General features: G+C 46.4%; 11 protein-coding genes. 3 read left to right on the top strand and 8 right to left on the bottom strand.

Annotated elements, in window-relative coordinates; genetic code table 11:
• Nucleotides 1–16 precede the first annotated feature (16 nt).
• From truD to GVO63_RS04310, 6 genes are all read right to left on the bottom strand, one after another.
• The gene (truD, locus tag GVO63_RS04335) at nt 17–1102 is read right to left on the bottom strand and encodes a tRNA pseudouridine(13) synthase TruD (protein WP_159578242.1); all 1086 of its coding nucleotides are present in this window, start codon (nt 1100–1102) and stop codon (nt 17–19) included.
• Entirely contained in the window at nt 1099–1572 is a 474-nt protein-coding gene (gene ispF, locus GVO63_RS04330; protein ID WP_159490163.1) for a 2-C-methyl-D-erythritol 2,4-cyclodiphosphate synthase, read from the bottom strand. Before ispF ends, truD begins: the two co-directional genes overlap by 4 nt.
• Nucleotides 1572–2318, bottom strand: a complete 747-nt coding sequence (ispD, locus tag GVO63_RS04325; RefSeq protein WP_159578241.1) for a 2-C-methyl-D-erythritol 4-phosphate cytidylyltransferase — start codon at nt 2316–2318, stop codon at nt 1572–1574. The genes ispF and ispD overlap by 1 nt, the downstream gene beginning before the upstream one ends.
• 5 nt (nt 2319–2323) lie before the next feature.
• Nucleotides 2324–2614, bottom strand: a complete 291-nt coding sequence (gene ftsB, locus GVO63_RS04320) for a cell division protein FtsB (RefSeq protein WP_159490167.1) — start codon at nt 2612–2614, stop codon at nt 2324–2326.
• Between the two features lie 97 nt (nt 2615–2711).
• Nucleotides 2712–4427, bottom strand: coding sequence for a TIGR03545 family protein (locus GVO63_RS04315; protein WP_159578240.1), 1716 nt, complete (start codon nt 4425–4427; stop codon nt 2712–2714).
• Nucleotides 4428–4935: 508 nt separating this feature from the next.
• Complete coding sequence (locus tag GVO63_RS04310) at nt 4936–6558, bottom strand: methyl-accepting chemotaxis protein (protein ID WP_159490171.1); 1623 nt, start codon at nt 6556–6558, stop codon at nt 4936–4938.
• A 445-nt stretch (nt 6559–7003) separates the two neighbouring features.
• Here GVO63_RS04310 and putA point away from each other — a divergent pair, with 445 nt between their 5' ends.
• Nucleotides 7004–10801: a bifunctional proline dehydrogenase/L-glutamate gamma-semialdehyde dehydrogenase PutA gene (gene putA / locus GVO63_RS04305; protein WP_159578239.1), complete on the top strand. Its 3798-nt coding sequence runs from the start codon at nt 7004–7006 to the stop codon at nt 10799–10801.
• 79 nt (nt 10802–10880) lie between these two features.
• Here the strand turns inward: putA and GVO63_RS04300 are convergent, their stop codons facing one another.
• Complete coding sequence (locus GVO63_RS04300) at nt 10881–11483, bottom strand: TIGR04211 family SH3 domain-containing protein (protein ID WP_201284666.1); 603 nt, start codon at nt 11481–11483, stop codon at nt 10881–10883.
• 173 nt (nt 11484–11656) lie between these two features.
• On the opposite strand from GVO63_RS04300, the gene GVO63_RS04295 reads away from it, so the two are divergent.
• Both GVO63_RS04295 and GVO63_RS04290 read left to right on the top strand, forming a co-directional pair.
• Nucleotides 11657–13162: an inorganic triphosphatase gene (locus GVO63_RS04295; RefSeq protein ID WP_159490237.1), complete on the top strand. Its 1506-nt coding sequence runs from the start codon at nt 11657–11659 to the stop codon at nt 13160–13162.
• Nucleotides 13163–13221: 59 nt separating this feature from the next.
• A complete protein-coding gene (locus GVO63_RS04290; RefSeq protein WP_159490175.1) occupies nt 13222–14301 on the top strand; it encodes a DNA mismatch repair protein in 1080 nt (359 codons plus the stop codon).
• 21 nt (nt 14302–14322) lie between these two features.
• On the opposite strand, the gene mutH is transcribed toward GVO63_RS04290, so the two are convergent.
• Nucleotides 14323–15000 carry a DNA mismatch repair endonuclease MutH gene (gene mutH / locus GVO63_RS04285; protein WP_159578238.1) on the bottom strand — a complete coding sequence of 226 codons (678 nt, stop codon included), beginning with the start codon at nt 14998–15000 and terminating at the stop codon, nt 14323–14325.
• Nucleotides 15001–15012 lie beyond the last annotated feature (12 nt).

Here is a 15012-nt window from a genome sequence, read left to right as displayed (position 1 = left end):
CACGCTTACTCGTTATTTAAACCCTATTAATTGGGGACAAGGTTTCCACGCATTCCCTAAGGACTGAAGTTGCAAAACAGCCGCTAGGAAGCGCAAAGGAGATAGTAAATGTATCACCCTTACTCTGCCATTCAAGCTGCGAAGGCCAAATTTTTATCGCACGGCGCTCTTGCTCAACGCCGCATTGGCTTAAAAAGTCGATGACTTCGCTATTTTGCTCGGCAACGGAATGCTCAAGTTTCAGGGCGTCAGCTTGACTCACCAGTGAGCCTTTACCCCACAGCGGGGCCGAAGGACACACATCTTTAGCATCGAAACGGCGCTGGGCGTCTTGCTGTTCTTGTGAGCCCGCCGTTCCGTTGTTAATAAAGAAGCTGTTTGAACCGCTAAGCACTAAAACATCACCATGTGCCACGCTGTCAAACCATCCTTTTTCTAAACGCGCAGAAAGCATTTCGTTAAATAGCCAGCTACGCAGCGCAGAAAGTGCCATAGAGCGCTTATTACGATGTCTGATGGTTTCACCGTTTACCATGCGTTCGGCCATGACAAGATTACCACCTCGTTGCACTTCACCCATATCGTTTAAGCGCATAACACCGAAACGCTGCTCGCCATAGTAATTGGGGACCCCGTGCTTTTCAATTTCTTGCAGGCGCTCTTCAATCGCTTCCGGATGCAGTACCTGGCGCAACGTAATCGTAAAGTGGTTCCCTTTTAATTGCCCCGTGCGCAGCTTTTTGTTGTGGCGCATCTGCTTAAGCACTTTAACGCCTTCTAATTCAAAGTTGCTAAAGTCAAAATCGGGTTTGCCCGGCGCGTGAATACCGAACCACTGCTGAGTAACGGCATATTTGTCTTTGCGGCCGGCGTACGTTATTTGACGAAGAGGAAGATTGACGAAGCGAGCGAGTTGTTCAGCGACAAAAGCCGTATTCGTGTTTGTTTTTTCAATAAAAACAAATTGGTGCTCACCTTCGCCGCAGGGCATATAGCCCAAGTCTTCTACAACTTGAAAGTCGTCGGCTTGAAATTTAAAAATGCCTGTTGATACAGGTTTTGCGTAATAATACTGCCAATGATCAGTGTGTAGCGGCTTCATAGTTTTTCCAGTAGTACTACGGCATGAGCGGCGATACCTTCTTTGCGCCCTGTGTAGCCTAACTTTTCAGTAGTGGTGGCTTTAACATTAATATCGTCAAGATTTACGTTGCAATCTTGCGCGATTATTTCACGCATCGCACTTATATGTGGCGCCATTTTAGGGGCTTGAGCAACTATCGTCATATCTGCATTGCTAAGTTTGTAGCCTTTACCTTTAACAACACTAACGACATGGCGCAGCAGCACGCGACTGTCAGCACCGGCATATGCATCGTCAGTATCGGGGAAGTGTTTGCCAATATCACCTAACGCCGCTGCACCTAACATAGCATCACACAGGGCGTGCAGTAGAACGTCACCGTCTGAGTGCGCCACGAGGCCTTGCTCATAATCGATGCTCACTCCACCTATCATAATGGGGCCATCGCCACCAAACTTGTGTACATCAAAACCGTGTCCAATTCGCATTAAAAATGTGCCTTTTTACTTGTTGCGCTATTGTTTCTTTCTATAAAGCCATGTGCGCTAAATTTTTGCTTGAGATAAAATTCTGCCAGCGGGAGGTCTTCCGGATGCGTAATTTTTATATTGGCAGGACTGCCGTTTACCATGGCAACCTTGTGGCCCGCGAGCTCCATGGCTGACGCTTCGTCAGTAATATTTGCTCCGCGCGCCAGCCCTTTTATTAGCGCATCTTTTAGCAATACTGCAGGGAATAATTGCGGAGTGAGGGCGTGCCACAATCCTTCTCTGTCCTCAGTATGAGAAATCACGTTGCTGGAGGGTTTAACGCGCTTCATGGTATCTCTTACGGGGGTGGCTAGAATGCCCCCGGCAATGTCTTGACTGCCAATGAGTGCGATAAGGGCGGAAATGTCGCTACTTTCTACACAAGGCCTGGCAGCATCATGTACCAGTGCCCAGTCATTTTCATCAAGCGACATGATACCATTGAGTACGCTGTCAGCACGTTCCTTACCACCGTTGACTACCCGAATGGGTTTTTTCCGTAAATTATGGCTATCGAAGTAAGCGTCACCTTCGCTTATCGCAACCACAACATCGTCAATTTGCGGATGCGCGAGTAAGGCATCAATCGTGTGCTCAAGAATCGTTTTACCATTTAACGTGAGGTATTGTTTTGGGCGGTCAGCTTGCATTCTGCTGCCAACACCTGCTGCGGGGATGACCGCAACTACGCGGGGAGATGTCATTGTTTTCACTTCGAATCTGCGGGCAAAATACGGTAGAAGGTTTCTCCCTCTTTAATCAACCCTAGTTCATTACGCGCTCTTTCTTCGATAGCCTCTAAACCTATTTTTAAATCATTAATATCAGCTTTAAGTAAGGCGTTGCGCTGAGCAAGATTGGCGTTTTGAAGCGCTTGCGACTGAACTTCTTGTTTTCGGTTGAAATAATCGGGAATGCTGTTTTTTCCGAACCACAGCCTGTATTGCAGTAGACCTAACAGAACTATCAATACAATAGGAAGCCATTTACCTTGTAACACAGATTCACCTGACTATGTGGTTGAGCGAAAAAAACAGAGGCACTGCGCCTCTGCTATGTCGTATTATGCCGCGAAGCAGCGTCGAGTCAAAGGCGCTTTACTCACCTTGCCCTAGTTTCCCTTTTAATTTATCGAGCAATTTACTTTTTTGTTGCTCAACAACATTACTAAGCTGTGCCTGGAGAAGCTCTTGAAGGGCAGCGCTGTCGCCTTGAGCGGCACTAAGCATACTATTTACATCCACAAGCTCACCGGATAACAGCGATTGCTCGTTGCTTATCATGCTGTTGAGTTTATTGTTGAGTTCATCAAGTTTATCTTTTTGGCTCGCGGTAAGTTGAGAGAGTGCTGCTTTCGCAAGTTTGTTATCAAGGTCAGACTTAATATTGAAATCAGGGTTAGACAGTGTGCCATCAAGTAGCATCGTCATACTTAAACTAGTTAAGGTTTTTAGCGCTTGAGCTATAGCGCTCGTCATTTCACTGGTACCTGTTGCTTCCATAACAAGCTGTTCAAGATCAACCTCACCTGTGCCGGTAAGCATGTTGTCGGTAACCTTCATTGAACCATTGGTTTTCATCAGCGCTGATTTAAGCACAGCATTTAGCGCGTCATTGCCGCTAAAAGAAATATCAGACATATTCACGCCAGCAAGCTGCCAAACTTGGCTCGCATCAACCCCGTCGCTATCAATCCAAAATTCACCGCTTGAGGTAAACGACTTCAGTAAATCACCCGCCGCTTCAATAGTGAAGGTTGTGGGGTTACCAAACACTTCGTGAACGTTGGTAATATTATTCCATTTACTGGTAATAGACTCGTTTTGCCATAGTACTGATACATTTGCCTCTTTCACGAGAATGGAAGGGACTTCAGTTGGGGCTTCACTTTTTTCTTCACCCTGTATCAAAGGCATAACAATTTGCATGGCCGACATTAAATACTCAGTGTACTCGGCAGCTTTGTCCCCAAACACGAAATATGTCACTTGAGAGAGGGCTTCTTGATCGCCAGCAATAACTCCTTTGAGCAACGCGTAATCGTCTTGTGGCGCCTTCTTGAGCGCCTCAACGCTTTCGCTCAACGCTTTTTTAGCGTCGCTTGCCTTTTCAGTAAAATCGCTGATAAGCGCCCGATCTGCTTGCATTTCTTCTTTCAATTTTTCGAATGCTGACTTGGCTTGTACCAATGCTTGAGGATCTTTGTAGTTGGTTTCCCTTAGCTGAGCGACCTGCGCTTTATAATAGGCAATGCGTTCTTTATCGGGAAGTGATTCGTAGTCCTGCTTAAGGCCTTCACCATATGTTGCATAAGCAACTTTGGCGTTTTCAATAGCCGCTGTGGTTTTTAACGGGTTTCTGGCGAGTAGCTCATCTACTGTAGGGACGGCTTCTTTAGCTTTTGCTTTGATTTCATTGAACGACAACGCGCGCTCCGGCACACGATAAACTTCACCTTCAGAGGGGCGTTCGGTATCGAACTGTACCTTTAGCAAATTGAGGTTGTTTACAATAACTTGATCATTAAGTAGTGGCTTTAATTCCACATCTGCATTGGCCTCGCCCACAAAAACTTGGTTGTGAGAGGGTTTCGTCGGATTGGTTAAGGCAATACCTTTCAGTGTCACCGTTGTGGGAAAGAGAGAGTGGTCAAACGTATCAATATTGACTTCAGCGCCATAGGACTCGCCCAATTTTGACTCGAGAATCGATTTAATAATGGTATTGGCGAACAAAAAGTACACTAAAAAAAGCAGCGCAAAAAAACCAACGACCCACAATAAGATAGGCTTACCCTTTGAACCACTACTCATATTTCAACTCCTTGATATTAGAAATACTTGGCATTTAACGCTTTTGTACTTCATTTTTTTCATTGCCCTAGCGCTCACCGGTGAGCATATACAAAACGATCGACATTGCCGATCACCAGTGTAATGCAGACAGTCATAATCTTCCATACGAAGAATGTGTACAGGATGTTTAATATCAATCCGCGTAGATCATTGCCAGACCTTCCAGAAGGGCGAGGTTAACATGTCCGTACTCTTTGTTGTGTCACCTTGATGCAGAGCTTCTCTACCTGCGGTAACACGCCACGATGATAAATATCTTAAGTCTCGCTGAGTGGGTCATTATCTAGCGAAGCGGCGTAATGATGGACTTATGCGGAATTTGACATGCATAAGGAGGGGGTAGGGGCTTAATTACGACAGCGAGTGATATCGTATACAAAGGCTTGTGGTGTGACCAAGCCTTTGTCTTATAGATAATGGCCATATCATGGCCCGTCATTTTTAAAGTATAACGCCATGTACTCCGTTATAATTTAAAGCGGTTCGCAATATCCATGATGGATAAACAACTACTACGCAGTGCCTGACTGGCGGCTGCTAATTCATCTGCTGTACGCAGGCTAATATCAGCCGCGCCCGACAGAGCATTAATACGCATATTGGCTTCAGAGGCAGCTTCTGCTTGTTGTTCGGTTGCTCTCGCAATCTCACTACTCATATCTGCAATCTCTGTCATTAGTCGATCTGCTTCTTGCAAGTTTAAATTTGCCTGAATGGCATTATCAACCGTTTTTGTAGATGCGGTCTGGCTTACTTTCACGGCATCTACAGCACTCTTGGCGTTACTCTGTAGTTTCTCAATCATCGCCTGTATCTCATCGGTACTTTGGCCTGTGCGGCTTGCCAAGGTACGAACCTCATCAGCGACCACAGCGAAACCTCTTCCCTGTTCGCCGGCGCGCGCCGCCTCGATAGCAGCGTTTAATGCCAATAAGTTGGTTTGTTCAGCTATTCCCCTGATCACATCAAGGACCGCGCCTATACTCTCTGTTTGCGCTGCAAGCTCAGTAACTACACTACTTACACTTTCGATATCAGACGTCAAAGAACGAATATCTTTTACTGTGCTATCGACAACGGCTGCGCCTTGTTGCACGTTTGTTCTAGCACTACTGGTACTCTTTTCAGCAGAGTCGGCATTACTACTCACATCATTTATTTGTGTGGTCATTTCTTCCATCGCAGCAGCCACTTGAAGCATATTCTCATTTTGTGTTTGGGCTTGAGCGTTACTGCTCTGACTGGAAGACTCGACTAATTCCGCCTGTTGAGTGAGAGAATTGATGTTTTCACGAATACCCAACAAAGATTGACGCATTTTTTCAGTGTATTCATTGAAATAACGTGCTAATCGCGTAATTTCGTCCTGTCCTGATTCTGGGAGAGATCGCGTTAAATCGCCTTCACCCTGAGAAATATCTTTCATCCGTTCTGTGACTTCTTGAACGGGTTTTACAATACTGCCGCCAATCACATAAACGAGCAAAACAACTAACACAATGCTTACCATACAGAACACAATAATCACATTTCGCAAATGGGCATATTCTTCCTCGAGATTAGTGAGGTAGATACCCGACCCCACCGTCCAGCCCCAAGGTTTAAATTCTTTTACATAGGAAATTTTATCGGTGGGCGCTTCTTCGCCAGGAAGGGGCCATACATAGTCAACGAAACCGTCGCCTTGTGATTTAACTTTTTGCGCCATTTCAACGAAAAATGTTTTTCCGTTACCGTCCTTGAATGTGCGCAGGTCTTGGCCGTCAAGCGCCGGTTTTAAAGGGTGCATGACCATAAAAGGGGTTTGGTCTTGTATCCAAAAATAGTTGCTGCTGTCGTATCGAAGTGCTTTGACAGCCTCTAGCGCCTGTTGCTTGGCGGTTGCCTCTTCTACGTCGGTGCGCGCCGCGAAGCTACTGAGCATGGTATGAACCACCTCAACAAGATGCTGATTTTCATCATAAGACTTTTGTTTTAATGCTTCGTAGTGCCTGTTTAATACAAGGGCAGTAAGAAGTACAAATAACAGCGCGATAAGGGCAACGACCATGCCCAAGCGTTGAATTAAACTAAATTTTCTTAACCACATAAGGCAAAACCTATTTATTATTTTTTAGTTTTAACTAAGTGTAGACGGTTTCTGATTAAACGCCCTTTTATAAATCGCGTAAATATGTTCATGTCAAGTAATGTGCAAACGACAACGAAAAGTCGGAGATAGACAGTGCGAAAAAGAAAAATTAATGTGTGATGGACACTCCATTTAATGTCATCTAACTCGCTGGCTACGCAGCTTGACACACACTTCAAAAAACTTTGTGGGATAGGGCTTGGCAGGGCATTTTTGTGTGCTACCATCCGCGCAAATTTGGCTCGGTCGTGATCTTCATCCAAAAGTATAAAGTTAAAAGAATAACGACAGGTCAACGCAGGGTTTCGACTTTGCTTGTTTTTTAGCCGCTTCCATGTAACCGTGGGCAGTCTTACACGGCGGGAACGCTTTTTGTTACAGCTATTTCTATGAAAGGGTTGCAATGCTCATTAACGACACACTTCATACAACTTCACCCCTACGCCAGCGCATAAGAGACTACTATCGCATTAGTGAGTCGGTGGCTGTGGATCAAATCCTTCCTATTGCCGAGGTGAACCCGCGTGCACGCAGTCGTGCTTGGGAACGCGCTCGTAAGATGGTACTTCAAATTCGCCGAGAGCAAGAAGGACACGGTGGTGTAGACGCACTGCTAAATGAATACTCACTGTCTACCGCCGAAGGTGTGGTATTGATGTGTTTGGCCGAAGCATTACTTCGCGTTCCAGACAAAGCTACGCAAGATGAGCTTATTCGTGACAAACTCTCTCAAGGGCAGTGGACTCCCCACCTTGGTAATTCTGAGTCGTTATTCGTAAATGCGTCTGCATGGGGCTTATTGTTCACAGGAAATATGGTGAACTATGCCGACAAGCGTAAAAAAGAGCAATTTGGCTTATTGAAAAAAACCCTTGGCCGCTTGGGTGAGCCCGTTATTCGCCGAGCGATGAACATTGCCATGCGCGTTATGGGCCGCCAGTTCGTTATGGGCGAAACCATCGAAGATGCGGTAGACCGTGCAAAAGAGAAAGAAACCAAAGGGTATGTGTATTCTTACGACATGCTAGGTGAAGGCGCTCGCACCATGCGTGATGCTGAGCGTTATTACGACGCATACGTGAAAGCAATCAAAGTCATCGGTAAGGCGGCTAATGGCCGTGGTCCTAAGCGTTCACCGGGTATCTCGGTAAAACTTTCTGCTATTCATCCGCGTTTTGAATTCTCTCATCGCGAACGCGCAATGAAAGATATTCCGCCGCGCTTGAAAGCGCTATGTATGATGGCGAAAGAGTACGATATTGGTTTAACGGTAGACGCTGAAGAAGCAGACCGTCTTGAGCTTTCTTTAGACATTATTGAAGCCGTATTCCGCGATGAAGACTTAAACGGCTGGACGGGCTTTGGCTTGGCCGTTCAGGCATATCAGAAGCGTGCTATCCACGTTGTAGAGCATCTACGTCAATTGACGCTCGAAGTTGGCCGACCGCTCATGGTGCGATTGGTTAAAGGGGCGTACTGGGACACTGAAATTAAGCTAACTCAACAAGCGGGTCTTGAAGAGTTTCCTGTATTTACCCGCAAATCATCAACAGATGTGTCATACCACGCCTGTGCTAACCGTTTGCTTGAGTACCGCGACACTATTTATCCGCAGTTTGCTACTCACAATGCCTACACGGCATCGGTCATTGTTGAGCTTGCTGGTGACGACAAAGAAGGTTTTGAGTTCCAGTGTCTCCACGGTATGGGTGATACTCTTTACGACCAAGTAGTAACGCAGGATAAAATTCAGTGCCGTGTTTATGCGCCTGTAGGTGAACACGAAGACCTATTGGCTTATCTGGTACGTCGTCTTCTTGAAAATGGCGCGAACTCGTCGTTCGTAAACGCGATTGTAGATGATGAAAAACCGGTGGAGTCATTGCTTGAAGATCCGGTGGAAAAGACCCAACGCTTGAAAGTACGTTACAACAAGCTAATTAAAACGCCACGTGGGCTGTATGCGCCAGAGCGCGACAACTCGCGAGGTTTAGATCTTACCGACACCAATGCGGTAACGGCGCTTAAACACGAACTTGAACGCTGGCAGGATTACTACAAAGTAAAAGATGAAGTGCCAGAAGGCGCCACAGCCGTACTAAGCCCAACGAATCATAACGATGTGGTGGGTTATCACTATTACGCGACGCCTGATGAGATGCGCAAAGCGCTAGATGAGGCCGATGCTGGATTTGAAGCATGGTCAAAACGCGATGTAAGCGAGCGCGCTGAAATCCTTAATCGCACGGCAGACGCTCTTGAACGTCATATGGCTGAGCTTATTGCTATCTGTATGCGTGAAGCCGGTAAAGTAGCACAAGACAGTATTGACGAAGTGCGTGAAGCCGTTGATTTCTGCCGCTACTACGCTGCGCGTGCCGAAGAGCTTGCTGAAGATCAACGCTTACTTCCTCGTGGTGTTGTGCTGTGTATCAGTCCGTGGAACTTCCCGCTAGCCATCTTCTTAGGTCAAGTTGCTGCGGCACTGGTAACGGGTAACACTGTTATCGCGAAACCTGCTGAGCAAACCAGCATCATTGCGCAGCGTGCGGTAGATATCATGCACTCGGTAGGCTTACCAGAAGATGCACTAAAACTGATTGTATCGCCAGGCAAAGAAGTGGGGGAAACCCTTCTGCCAGACGAACGCATTAAAGCGGTCATGTTCACAGGTTCAACGCAAACCGGCACGTTAATTTCTCAAGTGCTCGCAGAGCGCGGTGGCGAACAGGTACCGCTAATTGCAGAAACGGGCGGCCAAAACTGTATGATCGTCGATTCAACGGCATTGCCAGAACAGGTGGTTGACGATGTTATCCACTCAGGTTTCCAAAGTGCCGGTCAGCGCTGTTCAGCACTTCGCGTATTGTTCGTGCAAGAAGAAATCGCTGATGATCTTATCGACATGTTAATTGGTGCGATGAAAGAGCTTACGGTTGGCGACCCAACGCAGCTTGCTACCGATGTTGGCCCAGTGATTGACGAGAAGGCGCTTAAGAGCCTAACCGACCATCAGAAAAATATGGAAGACAAGGCGACGCTGCTGTATCGCAACGAGATGCCAGCGGGCTTTGAAAACGGTACTTTCTTTGCGCCGACCTTGTATGAAATCAAGAATATCGATGTACTTGAGAAAGAAGTGTTCGGCCCCGTGGTGCACATTGTTCGGTTTAAATCGAAAGACATTGATAATGTGCTAGAGCAAATTAATGGCACAGGCTACGGCCTAACAATGGGTATTCACTCGCGTATTGAAGAGCGTGCTAACGAACTCGCAGCGAAAAGCCGCGCGGGTAACGTGTATATTAACCGCAACATGATTGGTGCCATTGTTGGCGTTCAGCCGTTCGGTGGACGTGGTTTGTCTGGCACAGGTCCAAAAGCCGGTGGTCCTCACTATCTGCCTCGTTTGATGATGGAGCGTGCTACACCAAAACCTTCACACATTGATGATGTCGACGGAACTGACAAGGCGTTAGTCGGTGATGAAAAAATTGCCGAGCGCGCGCATGTCATGATGGATAAGGCAAAAGCCGTGGAAGTACAGTGGCGTCACACGCCGTTGAATGACCGAATATCTATGGTGCGTCAGCTCTTAGCTAAGATAGCCAAAGTCGAGATCGTTGATGAACTTGCAGACGATTTAAATCGCACCTTAGCGACCGCTCGCCAGCAATTAATTAGCGTTGAACGTAAGCTTGCGAAGCCACAGGTTCTGCCCGGGCCAACAGGTGAGTCAAATAAACTTTACCTCGAGCCACGCGGGATCTTGGTATGTTTTGCTGACAAAGAAGTAACCTTTGAGTATTGGTTGTTGTCGGTTGTTACTGCGCTTTCAACCGGAAACCCGGTTGTATCGGTTGTTTCTGAAATATTCTACGAAGAAGCTGTAGAGATCCAGAATAAATTCGAGTCGACAGGTGCACCAAAAGGTCTGTTCCAAGTAGCGCGTCTTGCGCACTTAGATACTTTGTTGATGGATGAAGATCTGTCAGGGGTTGTCGTAGATTCAAGCACAGAGCGGACGGCTCGTATCTCGGCGATGCTATCATCGCGTAAAGGGGCTATCTTGCCGGTAATTACCGCCGAATATAACGATAATCTTATTCAACGTTTGATGACGGAAAAAACCATCAGTATCGATACAACGGCATCGGGAGGTAACACCTCGTTGATGACCCTTGTTGAAGATGATGAGTAACCCGTAATAATAAAATGGCCAGCTTATTGCTGGCCATTTTTTAGTAACCAATGTCAGGCGGGTTTAAAACACCGTGAGGCTACATCCATTCGCTGTTTCTGCGCTTGCGTTTTGGAAGGTAAGTTATCAATACGCCCAGCAAAATGCCGATGCCGGCGACCATGCCTCCACGGGTAAACCACGTCACCAATTCATCTTTACTCGCGCTTTCCACCTGCGCGGTTAGCCGGATAATCTGAGATGCTTGCTCGTCGTTAGTCGTGGTAAGCCTAGAAACCTGCTGACGGGCTTCACTGAGCTGCTGGCGAAGCTTGGCATTTTCTGACTGTGCAGACTGCAAACCACTTTGGCTCTCTGCAAGCTTTTCACTAATGATGGGTAGCTGCTCTGCTCGTGACATGGTGTTAGACACAAACTTACTTTCAACCCAGCCGCTGCGACCTTCGTTGTCAGTAATTTGCGTAAACTCAGCGTCGTTGTCTCTTGAAAGCACAGTGATTGGCGTTCCTGCTTCTATGGAACCTAGTATTCGATAGTTACGACCAGGTCCGGTATGCATAAAGATAAACAGGTCATCTCTGATATAGTGTGACGAAGACGCTTCTAAATCAGCGGTATCTTGTAGCGAAAATGCTTGAAAAGAGCACGCAATGAGGGCTGCTGCTAACCACTTTCGAATCATATGAAGTCCAATTTAAGAGTTTAAAACGTGAAGATGGTATTGGTTGACCGCCATAAAGGCAAGTTTGTTCCACTTTTGTCTATATTTACCAAGCGAGAAAACGTGCTGTAGCATTGCGAAAAGGGTGTGACAGAGGTAAGGTGTCAGCACAATAAGCTGTGCCTAGCGCAACCATGTCAGAAATAGAATTAAAATTTGTAACAGGTGACGATGCTCACCAAACGTTTACTCAACGGGTCCTTCCTCTTTTTGAAAAACACCGTATCCAAGTAAATTCACACCGTGAAATGCGCTTGGAAAATGACTACTACGATACCGATAAACTTGATTTTCAAAACAATAAAATGGGGTTTCGGGTTCGCGGTAATAATGGTGAGTACGAGCAAACCTTAAAAACAAACGGTGTAGTGAGTGGCGGTTTGCACAAGCGCATGGAGTACAACGTTGCTCTTGAGAACTCACGCCCTGATTTAGCCTTATTTGATACCGATGTGTGGCCGCAAGGCTGGGATATCGCCTCAAAGAACGGCAGTTTATCAAAACAGTTTAGTACTCACTTCACGCGCAATGCTTATGTGCTGACTGTCGATGATAGCGTTGTTGAGGTAGTGCTCGATTGTGGTGAGGCAATGACAGAAAAAGCCCACTCTCCCATTAACGAAATTGAGCTTGAGTTGATGTCTGGCAATATCAACACCCTCTTTACACTTGCTGCATTGATAAATGACAACATGCCGGTGAGGCTCAGCGACGTATCTAAGGCAGCGCAGGGATATCAATTACTTCATGGTTTCAATGCAAAGATACGCCATTTGCCTGAGTTTCTGCCGCTAGAGGAAAGCACCACCACAGAAGACGCGTTTTGTTATGCTGTGCAAACGGCATTGGCACATTGGCAGCATCATGAGCATATGTTTTGTGAAAGCGGCTCAATAAAAATGCTGGGAGAAGTGGTTAAGAGTGTCCGATTGTTACTGCAAAGCGTATCGCTCTACCTTCCCGTATTGCAATGTCCAGAATTGTTGGCGCTGCATAAAAAGCTTGTTACTCATGCCCAAAAATGGGGATGGCAGGATGATTTGCAGAGCCTTCGTTATTTGCTTTCTAAGAAAAGCATGTTCAGCAAAACATTGAGCAAACATCCTGCGGTGGTCAGTTATCTCCAGGGACGACAAGCGGGGCTTATGCATGCTCATGAACCGGAAAAGTTGTTTTTTGACAATGAGGCGACCGATATCAAGCTATTGGCTATAAGCCTTATCCAAAACAAGCCTTGGCAAAATGAGGCGACTGGCTATGACCACCCTGTACTTGAGCATGCAAAAGGCTGGTTGTCCCAAGGCTGGCAGACCGTTCAACAGAGTATGCCACTGAGTAAAACCATGGGGCCAGTCAATTACAGTGCCGTTGAGATTTTGCTCAGGCAGACATTATGGAGTGGTTTTCTCTTGGGTGACTTGTTTGTAGAAGAGCGAGGCAACTTTCGCGCTCCGTGGCTCGACTTGCTTACCGGCATAGATGAACTAAACGCACTCTTGATGCTCAAGCAGTCTATCGATGATGCAGAGGTCGACTCTCATAACGAAGTGCGTAGATGGACAGCTGAAAAACTCTCAACGTTAATTCGTGTTATGGAACGCACGCGTTCTGTGGCAATGCAGCGTGACATTTACTGGTAGCTGAGCTTTGTGGATAAATCTTCTGATAGCAGTATATTTCTCATGGATGGAGGGTGTTGATGACCTCAGCGATCTATAGTTATTTTCTCTATGCGTCACTTGGTGTTTATGCCGTTGGCCTCGCGCGATTATTTTTACAAAAAGAGGCATTAGGCAATACCCGTTGGCTGACCATTGCTTTTATCTGTTGGCCTTTATTTATGTTAGACGAGTGGTTGCGCCTAGGGGCTGCCACAGAGTTAGCTTTTCTTTATGGCCTGTCTGATGTATTCGCTGTTATTGCCATTACCTGTTGTTATCGGGCGATTAAACCCATGCTATTGGCGTTTCCTTCAGCGAGAAAGCGGTTGTGGTGGCCGGTGGTTATCACTGCGTTACTTCAAAGCACTGTACTTTTAATTCCCATAGAAGATAAACAGCAGTGGCTTTCATCCTCCCCTAGTGGGCAGCCACTACTTTTGTGGCCGGCCTATATCGCATCATTACTTACCGGTTTTAGTGTATTGCTAATTGGTATCTTAATCACAGAACACATTCAAATGTACCACAGGCATCTTCCAGAGCAGGCGGTGGATATTAAAAACTTAAAGATGCCAAGATTGGCTGGGGTAATGGGAAGTTTAGTTGGTGTTGCGTTCATGAGTATCTTGCTGGTTACCGCAGCGACATTTGGTTTTTTCCCTGTACCGTTTTGGGAAAGTTTTCATCATCTGATGTTGGGCAGTGCAATCTTGATTGTGTTGCTTTCGTTAACGTTTACACGACGCACCTCGCCCTCTCCCCTCGACTATGCGCGATTAGATGAAGGTAAGGCCACACCCTATGAGATCAGTAATGTGATCTCAAAGGCAGAGCGCTATACCATAGGTTCAAAAGCGTACAAGAAGCGTTTTCTAACCCTTACGGAGTTTTGTGCCGGTGCCGACATTGACCCAACATCATTAGCGCAAGCCTTACAGTTAACGGAGCGAAAAAACTTCAGACGTTTTATTTTTCACTATCGTCTTGAGTATGCAAAAAACGTATTGCTGCGCAGTGATGCCAAGCTGGAAGCGGTGGCAAAGCGTATTGGAGTAAACTCAGAGAAGTTTCTTAGTGATTATTTGGTAAAACACCTCGATTCGACGACATTAAAATAGCAATCTGAGTTACCACCGTCGCTAGCTGCTAAAGGCATCTAATAAAATTTGCTGGGTGAAGGTTTTACGCAAGTAAAAACCTCGCGGACGCGTTTTAATTCGCTGGCCGTCTTGTCCCAACGCATCTGTGAGTACTTTGCCGTTTGCAGCTTTAGGACGAATATGCAGTGCCACGCCCTGGCGAGAGGTGATCGACTCAACGTGCCCAGTGGCTATTTGTTCAACCAGTTCCTCCCAATCACTTCGTAAAATCGCATCCTCGTAATCGCTTGGTCGCCAATAAAAACCGCTAGCAACTCTTCTTTCTGCCAGTGGAATGGCCCTGTCTCCCTCAATCGGTAACCATAGTACTTGCTGCAGTTTGTTGCGCACGTTTGATGTTTCCCAAGTGATGCCTGGGGGCATGAGTAGTGGGGCAAAACAAACATAAGTGGTTTCTAAAGGAGAAAAGTTAGCGTCAATCGGGATCGTTTTCAGTTCAATTCCAAGTTCAGGGAAATCTTGCTGTGGCTTAGAGCCTGCACTCGCGCCCAACCATTTCTCAATAAGCATCCCTGGCCAGCCTTTATGACGCTGAAGGTTGGCTGGAATAGCCACATTTGCCATATCGGCTAATTCTCCCAATGACAACCCGGCAATAGCATGACAGCGTAATAATAGGCTTTCTGGTGACGTAGGTGGAGACGCTGGCGGTTGCATAAAAGTCGTTAA

Source organism: Alteromonas sp. KUL106 (assembly GCF_009811415.1).
In the GTDB taxonomy this organism is placed as follows: Bacteria; Pseudomonadota; Gammaproteobacteria; order Enterobacterales; family Alteromonadaceae; genus Alteromonas.
The sequence above is the reverse complement of the archived record's forward strand: the minus strand, read 5'-3'. Positions and strand labels throughout refer to the sequence as shown.